The sequence below is a fragment of the Atopobiaceae bacterium genome (assembly GCA_022483015.1).
In the GTDB taxonomy this organism is placed as follows: domain Bacteria; phylum Actinomycetota; class Coriobacteriia; order Coriobacteriales; family Atopobiaceae; genus JALCUE01.
On sequence record JAKVOB010000001.1, the window covers coordinates 1652690 to 1673066 of the forward strand.

Sequence of the window (20377 nt, forward strand, 5' to 3'; positions counted from 1 at the left end):
TTGCTGAACTGCGTGCTGTCGGCTCATCTGATAGCCCCACATCGAGCCACACGGATCGCCTATCGACTGCTCGAGCCAGATGAGACCAAGGGGCTCGTGGATGATTGGTACCTTGGCCATGAGGACGCGCTCTCCTCGCCGATGTACCCCGACTGGCTCGAACGGCACAGGACGCCCCAGGAAGATCTCGACCGCGAGCGCGTGGACACGAGCGAGCTACCATCGCGTCCGCTTATAAGTATCGTGACCCCTGTGTATCGGACCCCTCCTGCATACCTCAGGGCCATGATCGACTCGGTCTTGGGCCAGACCTACGACAACTTCGAGCTCATCCTCGCCAATGCCAGCGGTGAGTGCCGAGAGGTCGACTCCGTTCTCGCCTCGTATCATGATGCGAGGCTCCGTATCCTCACCATCGAGAACCGGTCGATCTCGGAGAACACGAACGCGGCAATAGCCGAGTCCGAGGGCGACTATGTGGGCTTCGTCGACCACGATGACCTCCTGGAGCCCGACTGCCTCTATCGTTACGTCGAGGAGATCGACGCTCGTCCACAGGCGGACCTGCTCTTCTGTGACGAGGACCTCGTGAGGGAGCCTGCCCCCGCCGGGGGCGAGACGTCCCACGTCGACTCCCTCGACGGTCTGGTGCACTTCTGCGCCAAGTTCAAGCCAGGCTGGAACCCCGACCTCATCATGACCCACAACTATGCCTGCCACCTCCTTATGGTGAGCAGAAGGGCCCTCGAGCTCACGGAACGTTCCGGAGCGGACGTCACAGGCGCACAGGACTACGATCTCGCATTCAAGGCAGCTGAGGTCGCACGGGAGGTCGTCTGCATACCTCGCGTGCTCTACCACTGGCGTGACCACCCAGCGTCCATCGCGACGAACCGGGACAGCAAACCGTACGCATTCGAAGCGGGTCGACTTGCCATCCAACGACATCTCGGGAGGGAAGGCATCGAGGCAACGGTCGGAGAGGGGAGCTTCCCCCTCTCGTATAGGGTGCACTACAAGCAATCGGAGCAGGCCATCGGAGTCATCTGCTACGGCGAGCGCTCGTCTGAGACCGCCGATGCACTTCGTTCGGGGAAGCTCGCAGACGAGTCGACGGTCATCCATGTGCCAGACCTTGACCATGCGCATGATGCCATGGCGCGCATGGAATCCGACATAGTCGTGCTGGTCTCAGACCGATGCCACGGGTTCGCCGATGGGTGGCTTGACGAGTTGACCGCTCCCCTCGCACGAAGGGATGACATAGCGATGGTCGCACCTGAGCTCCTCGCCGAGGATGGGACCGTGGCCTCCCACGGTCTCACCGTGTGCCCAGACGGGTCGCTCACCAGTGCCGAGCAGGGACTTCCGAGAGGACTTTCCGGTTACATGACCTACCTCTGTCATGCACGCGACGTCAATGCCGTAGCAGGTGCCGTCGTGGCACTGAGGAGGGATGACTACGTTGCGGGCGACGGATTCACAGGTGACCTGCCAGACGAGCTGCGCATCCCCGACCTCAGCCTCACCTTGGCCGATGCCGGGTCGCTCGTCATGGTCGAGCCCTATGGCCCCGTGACCGTATGCCAGGAAGCGAATGGCCCATCGCCATACGCCTGCCCGCAGGTCTCGGGGAGCTCACGCCATCTGCTCCTTTCGCGGCATCCGGGAATGCGGCAAGGAGACCGTTGGCTCGACCCTGCCATTGACCCCACGAGCCCATCCTTCGACCTGTCACGTTAGCACCCCTGTCCCGAGGCATGCGTCCATGAGTATCGCCCACACGAGGGCCTACAGTCCCCGCATGAACTCCCAGGAGCGAAGTCGGCAGTCAAGGTGCGTGGCGCACCAGCCATGCGCCACGTGGACGAGCCATGAGGCCGTGCCGGGGTCGACATCTGCAGCGAGCAACTCGTCGAACGTGAGGCCTATGAGCGCTTCGAGCCAAGCCCGCCGCTCGGCCGTTATATGCTCGGCACCCTCCACCTTACCTGCGCACTCACCACACAGCACGCCGCCTGCTGCGACCGAGAACCACCGGGGATTTGCCGACCCGCAGGCCACACATGCCGCAAGCTGCGGGCGAAGGCCCTGATGCGCCGCCGCCTTCATGGCATACCCAGCGCAGACCAGGTCGAGATGCGGGCGGTCGACCGCTTCCTCGACTGCGGCAAGCGACCGCATCAGGAGGGGGAACAGGAATGGGTCTGGTGCGTCCTCGTATGAGGTCACCTTTGCCACCTCGCACAGGGCCGATGCGGCACTCAACCGTTCGAGGTCGCCACGTATCCGGGCATGAGGTTCCAGAAGCTGCGCCTCGGCTACCACGTCAAGCGAACGTCCTGCAGCCACGAGCAGGTCGCACTCGCAGAAGAGCTCGCAGCGGCTTGCGAGCCGTCCCCCAGGCTTGCGTCCACCCTTGGCAACCGCGCGAAGCTGGCACCCATCAGACCCGAGCAGGGAGAGGATGAGGTCCTGCTCGCCCAGCTTGGTGTGGTCGAGCACGATGGCCTTCACATGGCGGGTGCGAGCACGCGCCATGGCCGCTACTCCCCTGCCTCGTAGCCCAGGCGCCGTATCTCACTCTGGTCGCGTCGCCACTCGGGCACCACCCGTACCTGGAGGTCGAGAAACACCTTATGTCCCAGGAGACGCTCGACATCGTGCCTCGCCTGCGTCCCGATGCGCTTGATCATGGACCCACCATGACCGATGATGATGGCCTTCTGCCCCTCGCGCTCCACCATGATCGTGGCCCTCACCGAGGCATGGCCGTCCTTGGCCCAGTCGATGTCCTCACACCGCACGGCCACGGAATGCGGCACCTCGTCTCGACAGTTGAGCAAGACCTTCTCGCGTACGAACTCTGAGACCAGGTCCTCGTCGGTAGCGTCACAGTCCATGTCCTCCGGGAACCAGCGCGGGCCTTCGGGAAGCTGTGCCTCCACCAGGTCCACGAAGGCATCCACGTTGAAACCCTCCTTGGCAGAGAGCACGATAACGTCATCGAAGCGGGCGAGCTTGGAGGCCGCCTCCACCTGAGCGGCAGCCTTCTCAGGGCTCGCCAGGTCAGCCTTGGTGACCACAAGGAGCCTGTAGCAGTCGCAGGCATCGACATGCTTCGCGACCCAGGCATCCCCCGTCCCCACCGGACGGGTCGCGTCCACGAGCATCGCGGCCACGTCGACATCGGCAAGGGAGGTGAGTGCCGCCTTGTTGAGCTCCCTGCCCAAGGCGTCCTTGGGCTTATGGAGTCCCGGCGTGTCCACGATCACGAGCTGCGACCCAGGCCGGTTGATGACGCACCGCAGACGCCTGCGAGTGGTCTGGGCGACGGGGCTTGTGATGGCGATACGCATGCCGAAGCAGGCGTTCAACAGAGTCGACTTGCCCGCGTTAGGACGACCTACCAAGGCGACGAAACCGCTCCTGAAGGGGGCTTCGTCCCCTGGAGCCGACTGACCATCGTCTACGGTCATGCGCTACCACCACCCAAACCGGGCACCTATCACCCGTGCGAAGAGAATGACACCCACCAGTCCCACAAGGACGCAGAGCACATACACCGCCGCAGCTGCGATGTCCTTGGCACGTCCCGCGAGGGGATGGTACTCGGGACTCACCAGGTCGACGACCGTCTCGATAGCGGTGTTGACGAGCTCCGCCTGAAGGACGAGCCCTATGCAGAGGCCCACGATCACCCAGCTCACGAAATCGAGCTCCAAGATGATGCCGGCGATGATGACAGCAATCGCACCCACGAGCATGACCTTGATGTTCCGCTCGGAGTGCAACGCGAACCGGAAGCCCTGGATCGCATAGCCGAAGCTGTGACGGAAGGTGGGATGGTCCCTGTCTGATCCGGGAATCATCCCTCGTCACCGCCATGCCGCGTGAGCTCGACGTGGATGGGGGCACCTGCGTGGGCAAGCTGCGAGACGAGCTCGTCCTCGCGGGCCTCCATGAGCCTTGCGTCGCCCTCGTCCACATGGTCATACCCCAGGAGATGGAGCGTGGCATGCACGAGGAGCAGGGTCGTCTCCTCGGCGGGGGTCGTCTTCATATGGCACGCCTGACGAGAGATGTACCCGGGAGCGAGGATGACATCACCAAGCTCGCATGGCTCGTCCTCGCCCAATGAACGGTCATCAGGACGCTCGCATTCGAGCGAGAGCACGTCGGTGCAGCGATCGACGTGACGCCACTCGAGGTTGAGCTCTCGCATCTGGTCGTCAGACACGACCGAGAGCGAGAGATAGCAGGGGCGTGTCACGCCCTCATGCGCAAGCACGAAAGCTACGGCACGTTGAGCCTCATGGTCCGTGAGAGCACAGGTGATGCCGTCCCCGTTGGAGATGTCGACCGTGCAGGCTAGCATATGCCATCGCCTCCGTCAGGCCGACCGGACGACCTCGAGCCTGCCTTCTCGTAGGCATCGACGATCGCGGCGACCAACGTGTGGCGAACGATGTCCGAGCGGCTCATATCCACGAACTCGATGTCGTCGACCCCCTCGAGGACGGAGCGAGCTGACTCGAGGCCATTCTCGCCGAGCAGGTCCCGTTGGGTGTTGTCTCCCGTGATCACGAACTTGGACGAGAAGCCCAGGCGGGTCAGGAACATCTTCATCTGCTCTGGTGTGGTGTTCTGCGCCTCGTCGAGAATGACGAAGGCATCGTTCAGCGTACGTCCACGCATGAAGGCGAGGGGCGCGATCTCTATGACGCCCTGCTCGATGAGGGCATTGCCCTTCTCCATGTCCGTCATGTCGAACAGCGCATCGTACAGGGGCCTCACATAGGGGTCGAGCTTCTCCTGCAGGGTCCCTGGCAGGAATCCCAACGACTCACCTGCCTCAACGACCGGCCGCGCGAGGACGATGCGCCCGATCTCGCGTCGCTTCAGGGCTGCCACGGCCATGGCCATCGCCAGGTAGGTCTTGCCAGTCCCAGCAGGGCCGATGCCGAACGTGATAGTGCTGTGTCGAATGGCATCGACATAGTGACGCTGCCCGTCAGTCTTAGGACGGATGGCACGGCCACGATAGGTGAGCAGGATATCGTCAGAGAGCTCGACCGCCGGGAGCGTCTTGTGCTCGATCTGGTCGACCACGAGATCCACGTCGGCAGTGGTCGGGACGTCACCACGCTCGACGATACGGATGAGCCTGGAGAACAGGGATGTCACCATGTCCACGTCGTCTGGGCTGCCACAGACGGACACCTGGTTGCCACGGACGGTGAGGTCAGCCGGCGTCAGGGACTCGACATGTCGAAGCAGCCCGTCGGCAGGGCCCATGAGCCGGGTCATATCGACCGAATCCGGGATGGTGAGACGTACCTGCGTTGGCTCCATGCTCCTCCGAAGACGTGGCTTCCAAGAACGTGACCTTGAAGCTCATAGTACCCAATGCACGCCGCGACGGCCGCGGCCAAGCCGCCCAGGCGCTGCCAGCGGCCGGCTATCGGCCGCCCTTTCGAGCAGGCTTACGAGGGGCGGCGCGGCCAGGCCTGCGATGCGGGGCAGGATGGGCGTCCTGCGACGAGCGTGAGTCCGCCAGCTGCTCGACCATGGCACGTTCGTCATCAGTGAGATCGCGGGGAACGAGCACCTCGATCGTCACGATGAGGTGGCCTCGGGCCCCCGAACCCATACGAGGCATGCCACGACCCTCGACCGAGACGGTCTGGCCGGGTTGACATCCGGACGGCACCTCGACCTCGACGACCTCTCCGTCGAGGATGCCCTCGACCTCGACCGTGCACCCGAGGATCGCATCGAAGGCCGAGACCTTCCGCGAGCAGAACAGGTCATCCCCCTGACGCGAGAAGCGCTCGTCATCAGCGACCTCGACCTGGACCACGAGGTCACCCGAGCGGTCGCCACGCATGCCGGCCTCGCCATATCCGTCGACCTTGAGGCTCTGCCCGGAGTGGATGCCGGCGGGCACCTTGATGTCGACCTTCTCGCGAGAGGGCGCACGGCCTTGGCCCTCGCAGGTCTCACACGGATGATCGACGACATGGCCTGTGCCGTGGCAATCGGGGCAGGCAGACTGCGTCTGCATCTGACCGAGGATGGTACGTTGGACGGTGACCACGCGCCCGGTCCCATGGCAGCGTGGGCAGGTCTTGACCGAACCGCCCTCTGCCACGCCCGTGCCGTTGCAGTCGTCGCAAGGAGCGAGTCGGTCATAGGCGATGGTCTTCGTGCAGCCTGCGGCAGCCTCGGCCAGCGACACCTTGAGCGAGATCCCCATGTCACGACCGCGGGACTGCTGGGCACGACCGCCGCCTCCGCCGCCGCCTCCGAAGAAGGAGTCGAAGATGTCGTTCATCCCGAAGCCACCGCCGAAGATGTCGCTCATGTCGACGTAGTCGCCACCGCCGCCGAAGCCAGCCGGACCGTTCGGGTCGCCGTACTGGTCATAGTTAGCACGCTTACGGTCGTCGGAGAGGACCGAGTAGGCCTCGTTGACCTCCTTGAAGCGTTCCTCGGCATCGGGCGCGTCGGAGACGTCGGGGTGGAGCTTGCGCGCCTTCTTGAGGAAGGCACGCTTGATCGTACGTGCATCGGCATCGTGCTCGACACCGAGCACGTCATAGTAGTCCGTCTTGCTATCCAAGCTGCTTCAGTCCCATCGATTCCTCGTACCTTATCCTTCGATACCAGCGTACACGCTCTTCGCCTCTGCGGCGGCAGCGCCGACCGCGGCAATGCTTGCCCGGTAGTCCATCCGGCGAGGCCCGACGCACGCCACAAAGCCCATACCCGTTCCCGACCAGAACTCCTGCGCCACGAACGATAATCTTCCAAGCCGTGTGTCGGGGTTCTCCCGCCCGATGCGGACCACCAGCCCCTCGCGTGCGGACGAGAGCTGGCGGGCGAAGTCGACATCGCCGGATTCGAGCGCATCGACCGCCGAGCGGGACCCCTCGTCATCGACCAGCTCCGGTTGGCCGAGCAGGAACGAGACGCCGGCACAGGCGCTCGGCGCCCCAGCCGGACGGAACACGAGGGAATGGACCTGCCTCATGAGACTCCCCATGAGGACGTCCGCCTCGTCGGTGAGATGCACGGCCCGAGAGCGAGTGACGTTCACGTCCTTCCCCACGAAGGCATCCTGGAGCTCGCCTTCGATGCCCGAGAGCTCGTCCTCCGAGAGGGACGAGCACGACACGATACGGTTCTCGACGCGGCCATCATCGAGGATCACCACGAGGACGGCACTGCCCGCCTGCGTCCTCGTGAGCGTGATGCGTGCCACGGCAGCGGACTGCGAGACCGGAGCGCTCACGATGGCGAGGCATCTCGTCATGTCGGCCAACGCGACGGCTATGCCACGAAGCGCCTCGGCGAGAGAACCGGCCCTCAGGTGGGGCCTCATGGCAGCAGGCGTACGCCTCGTCGTGAGCTCCTCGTCGACGACGGCACGATACCCGAGGTCGGTGGGGACCCTTCCGGCGGATACGTGTGGCTGAACGAGGTGACCCGTGCCCTCGAGCCGCGAGAGGTCACCGCGCACCGTGGCGCTCGAGACACCCAGGCCGTAGTTGTCCACGATGACCTTGCTCCCCACCGGAGCACAAGTCTCGACGTACTCGTCTATCACCGCCCGAAGTACCGCCATCGACCTTGACATGGCTAGACACCCATGCCGGTCACGTTGCGGGTATAGGTCGCCGCGCTCCCCATCCGGGCACTGCACGAGAACATGAAGCCGAGGAAGAGCGCGAACATGAAGCCGGTGGAGAAGCCGTTCACGAACGCCTTGCCAGCGTTCTTCCACCAGACGGAGTTGCGCTTCGCGATGCCGTCGGAGAGCACGAACACGACCCCGAGCACGAGCGGTACGCAGATCACGAAGGCCATGGACGAGAGGATGCTCATGATGATGCCCATGAGCAGGAACGGTGCCGCAAAGCCGATGAGCTGGAACCCCATGGCGCTCTTTCGGCCGAGCCGCTCCGTCGGGACACCGACACGACAGACGAAGTCACCCGTGGAGCTGCCGTTGGTACCTGCGTTGCCCTTGCCTGAGATGCGTATCTCGTCGCCGTCATGGCTGTTGGCAGGGACGTCGACCACGACCTCGCTCGCCTCGAGCACACGGCCGGAACCACCGCAGGTGGGGCAGGGATCCGCCACGACCCGTCCAGTCCCCTCGCACTCGGGGCAGACCATCTCCATGACACCGAAGAGGCCCGTGTCGACGGTCAGCCGCCCAGTGCCCCCGCAGGTGGGGCAGGCCTTGGAATGCTCGGTATGGACCGAGCCCGAACCGCCGCAGTTGGTGCAGCTGGCATAGCGCTGGTAGGTCACACCACGACGGCAGCCCTCGCGGGCCTTGTCGGCATCGATGTCGAGCTGGTAGACCACGTCGGCACCGGCCTTGGGATTGAAGGCACGGGACTTGCCGCTGCGACGCTGCTGGGTCCCCATGCCGCCGAAGGGGAAGCCGCCGAACCCTCCGAAGGGGTCATAGCCGCCGTACCCACCACCGGTGTATCCACCTCCTTGTGAGGCAGAGGTATCACCACCATACGAGAAGACGTTCCCCGAGCGCATGGCATCATAACGGGCACGCTTGTCCTTGTCGGAGAGCACCGCGTAGGCCTCTGAGACCTCCTTGAACTGCTCCTCGGCATCCGGCGCCTTGTTCACGTCGGGGTGGAGCTTGCGAGCCTTTGTCTGGAAGGCCTTGCGGATCTCCTCGATGGAAGCCTTCTCGTCGACGCCGAGAATCGCGTAGTAGTCCTTGTCGTTCATTGAGGCCATGCGGTTTGGCTCCTGTCGTTTCCTCGTCCCTGTGTGCCGATGCACACACTTCGCGACATTGTACCCGTGGTCGGCCAATGGAGACAGGCGAGACAGGCGCCCACATGGAGCCTAGACACCTGCACTCGGCTACGATGGCTCCAGACGACACACCCCGACGAAGGGATTCCCGTGGCAGAGTTCATTTATCAGATGCATGAGGCACGCAAGGCCCATGGCGACAAGGTCATCCTCGATGACGTCACCCTCTCGTTCTTCCCCGGCGCCAAGATCGGCGTCGTAGGACCCAACGGCATGGGCAAGTCGACCCTGCTCAAGGTCATGGCTGGCGTCGAGGAGGTCTCGAACGGGGAGGCCAGGCTCACGCCTGGCTACACGGTGGGCCTGCTTGAGCAGGAGCCTCGTCTCGATGACGACAAGACCGTGCTCGAGAACATCGAGCAGGCCTTCGGCGACGTCATCGCAAAGGTCGCTCGCTTCAACGCAATCGGCGAGGAGATGGCTGACCCCGACGCGGACTATGACGCCCTCATGGCCGAAATGGGAACCCTGCAGGATGACATCGACGCCGCAGACGGTTGGGACCTCGACAGTCAGCTCTCCCAGGCCATGGATGCCCTCCAGTGCCCCGAACCAGATGCCCCCGTCTCACAGCTCTCAGGAGGCGAGCGCAGGCGCGTGGCCCTCTGCCGTCTCCTGCTCGAGGCACCGGACCTGCTGCTCCTAGACGAGCCCACCAACCACCTCGACGCCGAGTCCGTGCTGTGGCTCGAGCAGTTCCTGCACACCTACGAGGGAGCGGTGCTGGCCGTCACGCATGACCGCTACTTCCTCGACGACGTCGCGGAATGGATCTGCGAGGTCGACAGCGGCCACCTCTACCCCTACAAGGGCAACTACTCCACCTACCTCGAGACCAAGGCCGCCCGCATCGCCGCCCAAGGCGAGCGTCAGGAGCGCCTCGCCAAGCGCCTCGCCTCCGAGCTGGAGTGGGTGCGGAGCTCACCCAAGGCACGGCAGGCCAAGAGCCGGGCACGTCTGGAGCGCTACGAGCAGATGGAAGCCGAGGCAGCCTCCATGCAGAAGACGTCCATCTCAGACATCCGCATCCCGACCGGTCCCCGCCTGGGCGCCAAGGTCCTCGAGGCCAAGGGCCTCTGCAAGTCCTATGGCGACCGCGTCCTCATCGAGGACCTCTCGTTCATGCTGCCGCGAAATGGCATCGTGGGCATCATCGGCCCCAACGGCGTGGGCAAGACCACCCTGCTCAAGACCATCGTGGGCCTGGAGCCGCTCACGTCCGGCACACTCGACGTTGGTGAGACCGTACAGATCTCCTACGTCGACCAGGGACGGGAGAGGCTCGACGATTCCAAGACGCTCTGGGAGCTGGTCTCTGGCGGCAACGACTACATCGAGGTGGGCGGCGACAAGATATCGAGCCGCGGGTACGTGGCGAGCTTTGGCTTCAAGGGCCAGGACCAGCAGAAGCCCGTGGGTGTGCTCTCCGGAGGCGAGCGCAACCGTCTCAACCTTGCCCTCACGCTGCGACAGGGAGGTAACCTGCTCCTTCTCGACGAGCCGACGAACGACCTCGACGTCGAGACCCTCGAGAGCCTCGAGGAGGCACTGCTCGCCTTTGCTGGCTGCTCGGTCGTCGTGAGCCATGACCGCTGGTTCCTGGACCGCGTCGCCACCCACATGCTCGCCTGGGAGGGGACCGACGAGGAACCCGGACGCTGGCATTGGTTCGAGGGGAACTTCCAGGCCTACCAGGCCGACCGCGTGGCACGCCTCGGCGAGGAGGCGTCAAGGCCTCACCGCATGCACCGCAAGCTTACGAGGGACTAACAGGGCCAACCATCATCCAACCGAGAGCTCAAGCGTCTTCGGGTCTGCCAGCCCCCAGAGGGGGCCGTAGACATCGTTGCCCATGAGCCAGCCACGCTCGGTGGGCGCATATGATCCGTCGAGCTTGAGCTCGAGGAGGCACTCGTCGACCAGCGTCGCGAAGCAGGCATCGACCCTCTCGCCGAGAATGGCGCGAGCACGAGCAACAAGCGCTGCTGGGATTCCCCGACTCATACGGGCCGCGAGCATGAGATCCTCGGCAAGGGCCTGCTGTGCCGTGAGGCCCTCGACCTCCCAGGAGACGTCTGCCAGCCTCGCGGCAGAGGCGATCTCTCGCGTGGAAGACGCCATCCGTAGACGCACCCGGACGATGTCCTCGGGTAACCCTGGGAGACGCGACGCAAGCCCACGCAGCCGCTCGTAGCCCTCACGGTCGACCATGCTCGCAGCCTGGGTTCCCAGCCCCAGATATCCCACGCCTGTCCAGTAGGCGATGTTGTGCTCGCAGGCATGGCCCTCACGGGCGTAGCTTGCGACCTCGTAGCGAGTGAGCCCATGCCCGGCACAGGCCCTCTCGGCAGCCTCCATGAAGGTGGCCTCAGTGTCATCGTCGGGCCACGGCAGCTCACCGGCATCGCAGGAGGCCATGAGCGGCGTGCCATCCTCTACCATGAGGGGATAGCAGCTGAGATGGCTCACACCCGCATCGAGCACACCGGCGAGCGACGCCTGCCAGCTCATGCTGGTCTGGTATGGGATGCCACACATGAGGTCGGCCGAGACGTCAAGGCCAGATTCCACGGCTGCGGCAAGACGGTCACGTGCGAGTGCGGCGTCATGGATGCGGCCCAGGGCAACGAGCTCACGGTCATCAAGCGATTGCACGCCGATCGAGACCCGCGTGGCATCTGCCCTGCTCACGGACTCGAGCACCTCATCCGTGAGCGACTCGGGGTTCGCCTCGATGGAGAGCTCACGGGGAGCCATCGCGTCATGCGCACAGGAGACGAGCCTACCGAGCTGCTCAGACCCCAGCATGGTAGGCGTACCGCCACCGATGTAGGCCGTCCCAGCAGGGGCAAGAAGCCCTACCGCTGACACCTCTCGCAGCATGCGCTCCAGCGACTCACCGTAGGCAGCCATGAGCGGATTATCATGGGCCGTTGCCGAACTCGCGAAGTCGCAATAGGCACAGCGTCTCAGGCAGAAGGGGACATGCAGGTAGAGTGCTTGGACGGAAGGCCCTTCTCCCCCGCTCATGGGAGACGCTCCCCCGCCGCGACAGCACGTTCGTCCTCCGCCACCTCGTCAGAGAGCGCCAGATAGTCATCGAGCGTCACGCAGCGCATGGCGGCGTCGCGCCATGCGCTCGCGTGAGGAAGGCCCCTGAGGTACCAGCCAGCGAGGCTCCTCGCGCGGGCGAGGTGCGCATGCGTCGCTGCGAGCAGCCGCACATGGAGCTTGAATGCGGCAAGTCGCAGCTCGGGCGTGGGCTGGGCGGGGCCCCCTCCAAGGAGACGTTCGTTGGCACGTCCGAAGACCCAGGGGTCCCCATAGGTCCCCCTGGCCACGAAGACGCCCGCGGCACCAGTCGCGCGCAACAGGTCCACGCAGGCGGCATCACCCAAGGCGTCCCCCGAGGCGATCACCGGGATTCCCACGGCACGCACCACGTCCGCTATCGCTGCAGGGTCCGAATGCCCGTGATAGAGCTGGGAGGCACAGCGCCCGTGCACGGCCACGGCCGACACGCCTGCAGCCTCGAGCGTCCGCGCGAACTCAGGCCCCACGACGGCATCGGGCCTCCGTCCGATACGGATCTTTGCGGTGACCGGCACATCTGCCTCGGCCAGGCAGGCCCGCACGATGTCCGCCGCCCTCTCGGGCTCATCGAGGAGGGCCGACCCCTCGCCCTTCCGGGTCACCTTGGGGACGGGGCATGCCATGTTGACGTCGATGAGGGCAAGCTTGGGACCGAGACGCTCCACGACACCTGCGACAGCCTCGCGGAACTGCTCGGGCTCGCTGCCGAAGAGCTGCACGGCGATGTCAGGCTCGGCCGCACCTGGCTCCACGAGCTCCCAGGTCTTCTGCGACCCATAGTGGATGCCCGCCACCGAGACCATCTCGGTGTAGGCGAGGGCGGCACCACCCGCGCGCGCCATGAGGCGATAGGCCGCATCCGAGACCCCTGCCATGGGAGCCATGAGGAAGGGGTTCGCGGCCAACCGCTCGGAGAACGTGGCTCCCATGGGAAAGGGCTCGACCATCCTGGCAAGGCCGGCGCGGTCGGCACCGTCCGCAAGGATCCGGCCAGCGCCAGCCAAGGGAAGACCCATGCGACCGGTCAGTTCCTCTCGCCCTGCCGTGACATGCGTCACGCGTGGCACCTCTCGACGAGGTCTGCGATTGCCTCCGTGCAGAACGGCGGGTTGTCAGATGGGGCATTGTGGGCAGCATCAGGCACGATCTCGAGCCCGCAGCCATAGGCGGCAGACCACTCATGCATCGCCTCGGCAACAAGGCCCGTGGTGTCACCGTCACCCAACGCGAAGGAGAGGGACATTCCTTCGGGGAAGGTGAGCTTGTCACGGTTGATGACGTCACGATAGCAGAGCTTGCTGGCCTGGAGCAGGCCGCCCTTGCCAAGGGCCCTGAGGTCGGCGGCGAACCCCTCACGGGCGGCCTCCGTGGCACACGCGGCCTTGGTCGCCTGCGAGACGTAGGCATCGAGCGGATACACCCACGCGAAGTCGGCGTAGTAATAGACGGACCAGTGCTCGAGGCCCGTGAGCGGATAGCTCAACGGCATGCCATCGAAGAGGGCCGCGCCGTCCACCATCTCGGGATGGGCCTCCACGAGCTGCTGGGCCACGTAGCAGCCGAAGGAGTGCGCGGCCACGACGCAGGACTCGACCTCGCAGGAATCGAGGATGCCCACGAGGTCATCGACACATCCCTCGAGGGTGAAGTCGCCGTCGTGACGGCTCTCGCCGTGGAGGGGCATGTCCCAGGCGATGACATGGAGGCCACGCTCGGCCAGGAGCCTCGCGACGGGCGACCAGGAGCGATGGGATGACGTGATGCCGTGGAGCAACAGGACGCTCGGCTTGGCTGGGTCGCCCCACTCCCACCAGGCGATGTCCCGACGCTTGAGCTCGTGCCTGGTCGCATCGGCATCATCTGCACAGGGAGGCATCACGAACATGTTCTTCTCGTCCGCATGGGACCGGATCTTCATCAGCTAATCATCCACCTTGAGAATCGCCATGAAGGCCTCCTGCGGGACCTCGACGCTACCGATGGCCTTCATCCGCTTCTTGCCCTCCTTCTGCTTCTCGAGCAGTTTGCGCTTGCGAGAGATGTCGCCACCGTAGCACTTGGCGAGCACGTCCTTTCGCCGGGCCCGTACCGTCGAGCGCGCGATGATGCGGCCGCCCTGCGCAGCCTGGATCGGCACCTCGAAGAGCTGCTGCGGGATGATCTCCTTGAGCTTGTCGCAGAGCGCACGCCCACGTGCATAGGCCTTGTCGCGGTGGATGATGAACGAGAGTGCGTCCACCGCCTCGCCGGCCAGGAGGATGTCGAGCTTCACGAGGTCTGAGGCCTCATAGCCGCTGAAGTCATAGTCCAAGCTGGCATACCCCTTGGTGCGGCTCTTGAGCTGGTCGAAGTAGTCCATGATGAGCTCGGAGAGCGGCATGTGGTAGTGGAGCTCGACCGTGCCGGCGCTGAGATAGACCATGTCGTCGAAGGTGCCATGGTGGTCCTGCGTGAGGTCCATGACGGCACCCACGAAGTCCTTGGGCACGATGACCTTGACCTTCAGGAATGGCTCCTCGATACGGTCGATCCGCGAGGGGTCGGGCATGTCCTGCGGGCTCGTGACCTCCTCCATGGAACCGTCGGTGAGGAAGACATGGAAGTCCACGGAGGGGCTCGTGGCGATGAGGTCGAGGTCGAACTCTCGCTCGAGACGCTCCTTCACGACCTCCATGTGCAGGAGCCCCAGGAAGCCCACACGGAACCCGAAGCCCAGGGCCACGGACGTCTCGGGTGTGTAGGTGATGGCCGGGTCGTTCAGTATCAGCTTGTCCAGCGCGTCCCGGAGGTTCTCGTATTGGTCGGTGTCTATCGGGAAGAGACCGGTGAAGACCATGGGCTTGGCCTCGCGGTAGCCGGCGCATGGCATGGTGCATGGACGCTCGTCGAGGGTGACCGTGTCGCCCACCTTGATGAGGTCCGGGTCCTTGAGGCCGGTCACGACGTAGCCCACCTCGCCCACGCCCAGCGAGTGGGTCGCCACCTCCTTGGGACGCCGGCAGCCTACCTCCTCGACGTCGAAGGTGTCACCCAGCGCCATCAGGCGCACATGGTCACCTGCCGAGATTCGACCGTCAAAGACGCGGATGATGGCAACAACGCCACGATAGGCGTCGAACCACGAGTCGATGATGAGGGCCTTGAGGGGTGCGCCCGCATCACCTTCCGGGGCAGGTATGAGCACGGTGATCGCTTCGAGGAGGTCATGGATGCCCTCGCCGGTCTTGCCCGAGACGCAGACGGCATCGTCAGCCGGGAGGGCAAGCACGTCCTCGATCTCGGCACGGACACGGTCCGGGTCGGCCGAGGGGAGGTCGATCTTGTTGATGGCGGGCACGATCTCGAGGTCGTTGTTCATGGCGAGAAGGGCATTCGAGACCGTCTGGGCCTCGACTCCCTGCGTGGCATCCACCACCAGGACCGCCCCCTCGCACGCGGCGAGGCTCCTCGAGACCTCATAGGAGAAGTCGACGTGGCCTGGCGTGTCGATGAGGTTGAACTGGTAGGTCTCGCCGTCATCGGCAGCGTACATCACGCGGACGGCGTTGGACTTGATGGTGATCCCACGCTCGCGTTCGATGTCCATGGAGTCGAGGAGCTGCGCCGACATGTCCCGCTCGTCCACCGTATGGGTGGACTCGAGGATGCGGTCGCAGATGGTCGACTTGCCGTGGTCGATGTGGGCAATGACGGAGAAGTTCCTGATATGTGCGGTGTCTTGTGTAGTCATGAGGCAAATAATAGCCTATGCGCGCCGTTACATGCTATACTCGCACCTGCTGCTTACCGAAGTCCCCAAAGAGGTTTCACCAGGTTTCATACGGAAGGATCTGCACGTGGCTAACATCAAGTCCCAGAAGAAGCGCATCAAGACCAACGAGAAGGCCCGCATTCGCAACAAGGCCGTCCGCTCCGAGCTGAAGACTGCCGTCAAGGGCGTCCAGGCTGCGGTCGACGCCAAGGATGCCACCGCCGCACAGACTGCCGCCGAGAAGGCCTGCCGCCTGTTCGACAAGGCTGCCTCCAAGGGCATCATCCACAAGAACCAGGCCGCCCAGCGCAAGAGCGGCGCCATGAAGCTGGCCAACAGCATCAAGTAGCTCGCATCCACCTGCATCGATGAGAAGGCCCTCGGCATCAGCCGGGGGCCTTCTCGTATTCCAAGCCCCTGCTCGACGACCTCGCCGATGGGGCCTGGCGAGAGACGCTCATCCGCAGATCGAGAGCATCCATTCCACGAAGGCGAGGTCCGAGTCGGCAGAGCCCTTAAGCTGGCGCTCGCACCGTGCCGCACCCGCAAGGTCGGCGGAGAGCTCGGCGGCCGTGAACTTGTGTGCCCATCTCAGATGGTTCTTCACCTGCCACTGCTGCTTGCCCAACGTATGGGCGAGCGCGGAGCCGTCGCCGCGGGCCAGGAGGGACCGGGCGCACACGAGCTCGCGCAGGCGTGCCACCAGCAGCGAGTGCAGCATGACCTGCGAAGGCCTCTCCATGAGGGTGTAGAGCGACATGGCCTTTGCCGCATCCCGCTCGCAGACCGCGTCGAGCAGGTCCCAGGGCTTGACCTCGGCGACACGTGCGACATGGGACTCGACGTCCTCGAGGTCGATCTGCCCAGAGCCGCCGACGAAGGCGGCCAGTGTCTTGACCTGGTTGTCGAGCATCACGGTGGACTCCCCCACCCTGCTCACCAGCTCGTCGGCAGCCCTGGAGGACATGGTGCAGCCGACCTCGCGCGCCATGCCGCAGACGAGCTTGGGAAGGTCCCAGCGCTTCTGGGAGGAGCAGTCCACGACGGACTTCGGACCCACCTTGGCGACGGCCTTGTAGAGCCGCGTGTTCTTCGCAAGCTTCGACGCCACAAGGCACAGCACGCACGCGGGGTTAGGGTCCGCAAGGTAGGAGACCAGCGCCTCAGAGGCCTGCTTGGGGAGCTTCTCCGCCGAGAGGAGCACCACGAGCCTGAACGGGGCACCGAAGGGCATGGAGTTGAGCGCCGAGAGGATCGTGGACGCCTCGACATCCGAGGAAGCCGTGATCTCCTCGAGGTTGAAGTCGACGAGGCTGGGGTCTACACGAGCCTCAAGGCGAGAGATGACGCGCTCGCGCTTGAGCTCGTCCTCCCCGACCACCAGGTAGGCCGACAACAACGGTGCCGTCTTCGAATCTGCCATCTCGCTCCTCGCCTCGTCATGGGTTCCTCACCCATCATAGGCCAGCCCGCCGCCTCGGCCGCTCGTCTCCACGACAGGTCCCGAGGCCCCAGGCATGACACAGACATCGCCGTCGTCCTTGGTGCAGAAGAACCGTGAGCCAGCCCCCTCGAGTATCGCCAGGCACTCGTCCTTTGGATGTCCGTACCTGTTGTTCTCGCCGGCACTCGCCACCGAGACCTCGGGATCGAGGGTTGCAGCCTCGTCCTGGTCGATCGAGACGGCCGAGCCGTGATGGCCCACCTTCAGAAGATCGACGTCTCCCACCTCGCCCGACGCGAGCACCTGACGGGTCTCGTCCCTCTCGGCGTCGCCCGTGAGATAGGCGTCGAGCGTCCTCTCGCCGTCATCGAAGCTCACAGACAGGCAGAGCGAGTCGGCGTTCTCGGACCCGTCCACCGCCCGGTCGGGCCATACCACCTCCATGGCAAAACCGCCAACCTGCAGCGAGTCGCCCATCTCGAGGGTCTTCGAATCGGAGTTCGTGAGCCGCCGTATCGCAGCACGCAGGTCATCGCCCATGGAGGTGTCGACGCCGTCGGCAACGAACACGTCTCGTACCGACACGACGCCGACGAGGTCGTCCACACCTCCGATGTGATCGTCATGAAGGTGCGTGAGGACGATCGCATCGAGCGCGAGCACGTGCTCACGAGCCAATGCCGAGGCGATGGCATCACCCGGCCCGGTGTCGACGAGCACGGCATGGGGACCTTGTTGGACGAGGATGGCATCCCCCTGTCCGATGTCGAGGATGACGATGCGAGCCGGAGCGCCCCACCAGGGCACAAACACCATAAGGGCAGCGGCGACCAGGCAACATACGAGGACCTCGCATGCCCCGCCACGCGAGGGGCATGGCCAGAGGACGAGCACGAGTGCCTCGGCCGCGACCCCCGCGACGACGACCCAAGCACCCACCTCCACGGGGATGCAGGCGAACGGCACCTGCGAGAGCCATCGGGCGACCATGATGAAGAGGCCCATGACGCAATCGCTCGTCGCCAGGAGCGCAGCCCCCACGAGACCAGCCCCCGAGAGCAGGACCGCACCAAGCCCCACGAGCATGCAGAGCGAGAAGAGCGGTCCCACCAGGAGGTTGGCGAGAGGCCCCACGAGCGAGAGGGAGGAGAACGTGGTCATCACAAGCGGGGCCGAGGCAAAGTGGGCCACGAGCGACGACGCTGCCTGGGAGCGGATGGACCTGGCCACAGAGCGTATCGTCCGTGCGCAGCGACGAAGCAAGGGCCTCCCTGGACCCAGGTGAAGTCCGCCCTGCCCCGGAGGCCTCACGAGGACGCACAGAAGCGCATCCACGTACCCCGAGAAGATGCAGAGGGACACTACCGAGCTCACCGACAGCAGGAAGCCAAGGTCACCGACGAGCGTCGGGCGGAGGAGGAGCATGGCCAGGGCCACCAGCGACACGGCCGAGAGAGGGTGCGCCCTCCGACCCGCGAGGCGGGCCACCTCCGCAGCACCCAGCATGGCAAGGGACCGGACGGCCGAGGTCGCCATCCCCGTGAGGACCACATAGAGCGAGCAGAGCACGATGACCATGACCGATCGCACAGAGGGCCCGAGCCTCGTGCCCGAGAGCGCTGCCGCGACGAAGGAGGCGAGCAAGGCGAGGTGAGATCCGGAGACGGCGACGAGGTGCGAAAGTCCGTCAGCGGAGAAGACGTCCTCGAGCCCGGAATCCTTGAGGTCGACCCTCCACCCAAGCACGCACCCAGCGAGAAGGGCACGCTCCTCGCAGGAGGATGGCCCGACCTGCGAGAGCAGATGTCGTCGCAGTGCCAGGATGGTGCCAAACGCACCTCCCGCCTCCGCTCGCTCGAGGACATGCGAGACAGAGACCGTACCTACCATGCCACGGAGCCTGCTCGACCGACCCCAGTCATCATCGCCGAGATGCTCGAAGCGTCCGACGCAGACCAGCCGTGTGCCCCGCTCGAAGGCCTCGTCAGACGAGAGCCATACGTCTGCCGTCCCACCATCCGGGAGCTCGAGCCGCGCACTCGTGAAGGACCCCGACACTCCCTCCGAGGGATCGCCGACGACCTCGATGGCACACCGAGAGACGGGCGTCGAAGACATACGGACCTCGAGGGAATCCCGCACGCAGACACCCCAGATCGAGGTCACGAGCATGAGACCGGCGACGACGATGCACACCACACCCAACGCGAAGGACTCGCGCCGCTTGACGGCAAGGACGGACAGCAGGAGTGCCACAGTGCCCATCATCGAGACGCACAGGAGCACCTGGAGCACGGAGGGGAACGAGAGGATCTCCTCGCCCCACGAGAGGCCGACAGAGGCGGCTACAAGGGCAGCGAGCAAGGCACAGAGGGCCGGCGGCACGAACGGCCGCTCGGGCATCCTCTCGACCTCAGACACAGATGCCGTCCTTGAGCTTCTCGTACTTCTTCTCGGCGATCCCCGTGACGCGCATGATGTCCTCGGTCGAGGAGAACGGCCCGTTGGCCTCGCGGTCCTTGATGATGGCCTTGGCCGTGGCCTCGCCGACACCGGGGAGTGTCTCGAGCGCCGCAAGGTCCGCCGAGTTGATGTTGACCAGGGACGAGGGGGACGCAGGGGAACCGGTCGTCGCAGAGGCCGACGCCGTAGCCTGACTCGTCGGCACGGGCTCCTCGCCCAGCGCGGGGACATGCACCTTCTCCCCGTCCTGCACGAGCTCGGCCAGGTTGAGCTCGGAGGTGTCAGCGTCATCGGCAAGGCCCCCGGCAGCCGCCACCGCGTCCCGTATCCGAAGCGTCCCGCCGACGAGGTCGTAGACGCCTGGGACGGCCACCGCACCGTCGACATGCACGCACACGGCCTGCGAGAGATCAGGAGAGTCCGCAGTCTCAGGCGTCGCCTGGAAGGTCGTGGCGGCCGATGGCGACGCCGTGGTCGTAGAGGCCCGCGCCACCTCGACCGAGGCATGGCCCTGCCCGGTCATGACGATTCCTATGAGCGCGACACCAGCAGCCACGAGGCCCAAGGAGATGGCGACGCCCCTGCGAGGCGTCAGCCCGAGCCTCCGCACCAGCCGTCCACCGCCCTGTCGTGACATCTGCGCCATCGAACACCTCCCTCTCCTGATGTTGAGGGAAGTGCGAGGGACCGGCCATGACAAGTCGCGACAGGAGTCAGCGAGCTGGCACGGAGCTGTCACGGAAGAGACCGTCTGTCCTGAAGGCGCG

18 protein-coding genes are annotated in these 20377 nt (G+C 65.0%); 3 read left to right on the forward strand and 15 right to left on the reverse strand.

Annotation, left to right across the window (positions count from 1 at the left end; translation table 11 throughout):
- Positions 1-96: 96 nt before the first annotated feature.
- Positions 97-1743, forward strand: a complete 1647-nt coding sequence (locus LKE50_07110; protein MCH3968366.1) for a glycosyltransferase — start codon at positions 97-99, stop codon at positions 1741-1743.
- Positions 1744-1791: 48 nt separating this feature from the next.
- On the opposite strand, the gene recO is transcribed toward LKE50_07110, so the two are convergent.
- The 8 genes from recO to LKE50_07150 all read right to left on the reverse strand — a co-directional run bounded on the left by recO (position 1792) and on the right by LKE50_07150 (position 8778).
- Entirely contained in the window at positions 1792-2541 is a 750-nt protein-coding gene (recO, locus tag LKE50_07115; GenBank protein MCH3968367.1) for a DNA repair protein RecO, read from the reverse strand.
- A 5-nt stretch (positions 2542-2546) separates the two neighbouring features.
- Positions 2547-3479 (reverse strand): GTPase Era, encoded by a 933-nt coding sequence (gene era, locus LKE50_07120; GenBank protein ID MCH3968368.1) that lies wholly within the window; start codon positions 3477-3479, stop codon positions 2547-2549.
- Between the two features lie 3 nt (positions 3480-3482).
- The gene (locus LKE50_07125; GenBank protein ID MCH3968369.1) at positions 3483-3872 is read right to left on the reverse strand and encodes a diacylglycerol kinase family protein; all 390 of its coding nucleotides are present in this window, start codon (positions 3870-3872) and stop codon (positions 3483-3485) included.
- On the reverse strand, positions 3869-4378 hold the full coding sequence (gene ybeY, locus LKE50_07130) for an rRNA maturation RNase YbeY (protein ID MCH3968370.1): 510 nt from the start codon (positions 4376-4378) through the stop codon (positions 3869-3871). Before ybeY ends, LKE50_07125 begins: the two co-directional genes overlap by 4 nt.
- Positions 4372-5355 (reverse strand): PhoH family protein, encoded by a 984-nt coding sequence (locus LKE50_07135; GenBank protein MCH3968371.1) that lies wholly within the window; start codon positions 5353-5355, stop codon positions 4372-4374. Before LKE50_07135 ends, ybeY begins: the two co-directional genes overlap by 7 nt.
- A gap of 106 nt (positions 5356-5461) precedes the next feature.
- On the reverse strand, positions 5462-6625 hold the full coding sequence (gene dnaJ / locus LKE50_07140; protein ID MCH3968372.1) for a molecular chaperone DnaJ: 1164 nt from the start codon (positions 6623-6625) through the stop codon (positions 5462-5464).
- Between the two features lie 30 nt (positions 6626-6655).
- The gene (locus LKE50_07145) at positions 6656-7642 is read right to left on the reverse strand and encodes a hypothetical protein (GenBank protein MCH3968373.1); all 987 of its coding nucleotides are present in this window, start codon (positions 7640-7642) and stop codon (positions 6656-6658) included.
- Between the two features lie 2 nt (positions 7643-7644).
- Entirely contained in the window at positions 7645-8778 is a 1134-nt protein-coding gene (locus tag LKE50_07150; protein ID MCH3968374.1) for a DnaJ domain-containing protein, read from the reverse strand.
- 171 nt (positions 8779-8949) lie between these two features.
- On the opposite strand from LKE50_07150, the gene ettA reads away from it, so the two are divergent.
- A complete protein-coding gene (gene ettA / locus LKE50_07155; GenBank protein ID MCH3968375.1) occupies positions 8950-10629 on the forward strand; it encodes an energy-dependent translational throttle protein EttA in 1680 nt (559 codons plus the stop codon).
- A gap of 12 nt (positions 10630-10641) precedes the next feature.
- Here the strand turns inward: ettA and LKE50_07160 are convergent, their stop codons facing one another.
- From LKE50_07160 to lepA, 4 genes are all read right to left on the reverse strand, one after another.
- Positions 10642-11889, reverse strand: coding sequence for a coproporphyrinogen III oxidase family protein (locus LKE50_07160; protein ID MCH3968376.1), 1248 nt, complete (start codon positions 11887-11889; stop codon positions 10642-10644).
- Complete coding sequence (locus LKE50_07165) at positions 11886-12899, reverse strand: tRNA-dihydrouridine synthase (protein ID MCH3968377.1); 1014 nt, start codon at positions 12897-12899, stop codon at positions 11886-11888. The genes LKE50_07160 and LKE50_07165 overlap by 4 nt, the downstream gene beginning before the upstream one ends.
- A gap of 107 nt (positions 12900-13006) precedes the next feature.
- Positions 13007-13870 carry an alpha/beta hydrolase gene (locus LKE50_07170; GenBank protein ID MCH3968378.1) on the reverse strand — a complete coding sequence of 288 codons (864 nt, stop codon included), beginning with the start codon at positions 13868-13870 and terminating at the stop codon, positions 13007-13009.
- 3 nt (positions 13871-13873) lie between these two features.
- Positions 13874-15682: a translation elongation factor 4 gene (gene lepA, locus LKE50_07175; GenBank protein ID MCH3968379.1), complete on the reverse strand. Its 1809-nt coding sequence runs from the start codon at positions 15680-15682 to the stop codon at positions 13874-13876.
- A gap of 106 nt (positions 15683-15788) precedes the next feature.
- Here lepA and rpsT point away from each other — a divergent pair, with 106 nt between their 5' ends.
- Positions 15789-16052: a 30S ribosomal protein S20 gene (gene rpsT, locus LKE50_07180; protein MCH3968380.1), complete on the forward strand. Its 264-nt coding sequence runs from the start codon at positions 15789-15791 to the stop codon at positions 16050-16052.
- Between the two features lie 108 nt (positions 16053-16160).
- Here the strand turns inward: rpsT and holA are convergent, their stop codons facing one another.
- Genes holA through LKE50_07195 form a run of 3 tightly spaced genes read right to left on the reverse strand, consistent with a single transcriptional unit; the run spans position 16161 to position 20256 of the window.
- Positions 16161-17126: a DNA polymerase III subunit delta gene (holA, locus tag LKE50_07185; GenBank protein MCH3968381.1), complete on the reverse strand. Its 966-nt coding sequence runs from the start codon at positions 17124-17126 to the stop codon at positions 16161-16163.
- A 27-nt stretch (positions 17127-17153) separates the two neighbouring features.
- Entirely contained in the window at positions 17154-19568 is a 2415-nt protein-coding gene (locus LKE50_07190) for a DNA internalization-related competence protein ComEC/Rec2 (protein ID MCH3968382.1), read from the reverse strand.
- Positions 19561-20256, reverse strand: coding sequence for a ComEA family DNA-binding protein (locus LKE50_07195; protein ID MCH3968383.1), 696 nt, complete (start codon positions 20254-20256; stop codon positions 19561-19563). Before LKE50_07195 ends, LKE50_07190 begins: the two co-directional genes overlap by 8 nt.
- Between the last annotated feature and the right edge of the window lie 121 nt (positions 20257-20377).

Excerpts from the sequence above, each read along its gene's own strand:
- LKE50_07125 (MCH3968369.1), bottom strand. The coding sequence starts at position 3,872 with ATGATTCCCGGATCAGACAGGGACCATCCCACCTTCCGTCACAGCTTC.
- era (MCH3968368.1), bottom strand. The coding sequence starts at position 3,479 with ATGACCGTAGACGATGGTCAGTCGGCTCCAGGGGACGAAGCCCCCTTC.
- LKE50_07165 (MCH3968377.1), bottom strand. The coding sequence starts at position 12,899 with ATGGTCGAGCCCTTTCCCATGGGAGCCACGTTCTCCGAGCGGTTGGCC.
- holA (MCH3968381.1), bottom strand. The coding sequence starts at position 17,126 with ATGGCAGATTCGAAGACGGCACCGTTGTTGTCGGCCTACCTGGTGGTC.
- ybeY (MCH3968370.1), bottom strand. The coding sequence starts at position 4,378 with ATGCTAGCCTGCACGGTCGACATCTCCAACGGGGACGGCATCACCTGT.
- LKE50_07145 (MCH3968373.1), bottom strand. The coding sequence starts at position 7,642 with ATGTCAAGGTCGATGGCGGTACTTCGGGCGGTGATAGACGAGTACGTC.
- recO (MCH3968367.1), bottom strand. The coding sequence starts at position 2,541 with ATGGCGCGTGCTCGCACCCGCCATGTGAAGGCCATCGTGCTCGACCAC.
- lepA (MCH3968379.1), bottom strand. The coding sequence starts at position 15,682 with ATGACTACACAAGACACCGCACATATCAGGAACTTCTCCGTCATTGCC.
- LKE50_07170 (MCH3968378.1), bottom strand. The coding sequence starts at position 13,870 with ATGAAGATCCGGTCCCATGCGGACGAGAAGAACATGTTCGTGATGCCT.
- LKE50_07150 (MCH3968374.1), bottom strand. The coding sequence starts at position 8,778 with ATGGCCTCAATGAACGACAAGGACTACTACGCGATTCTCGGCGTCGAC.
- LKE50_07160 (MCH3968376.1), bottom strand. The coding sequence starts at position 11,889 with ATGAGCGGGGGAGAAGGGCCTTCCGTCCAAGCACTCTACCTGCATGTC.
- LKE50_07135 (MCH3968371.1), bottom strand. The coding sequence starts at position 5,355 with ATGGAGCCAACGCAGGTACGTCTCACCATCCCGGATTCGGTCGATATG.
- LKE50_07195 (MCH3968383.1), bottom strand. The coding sequence starts at position 20,256 with ATGGCGCAGATGTCACGACAGGGCGGTGGACGGCTGGTGCGGAGGCTC.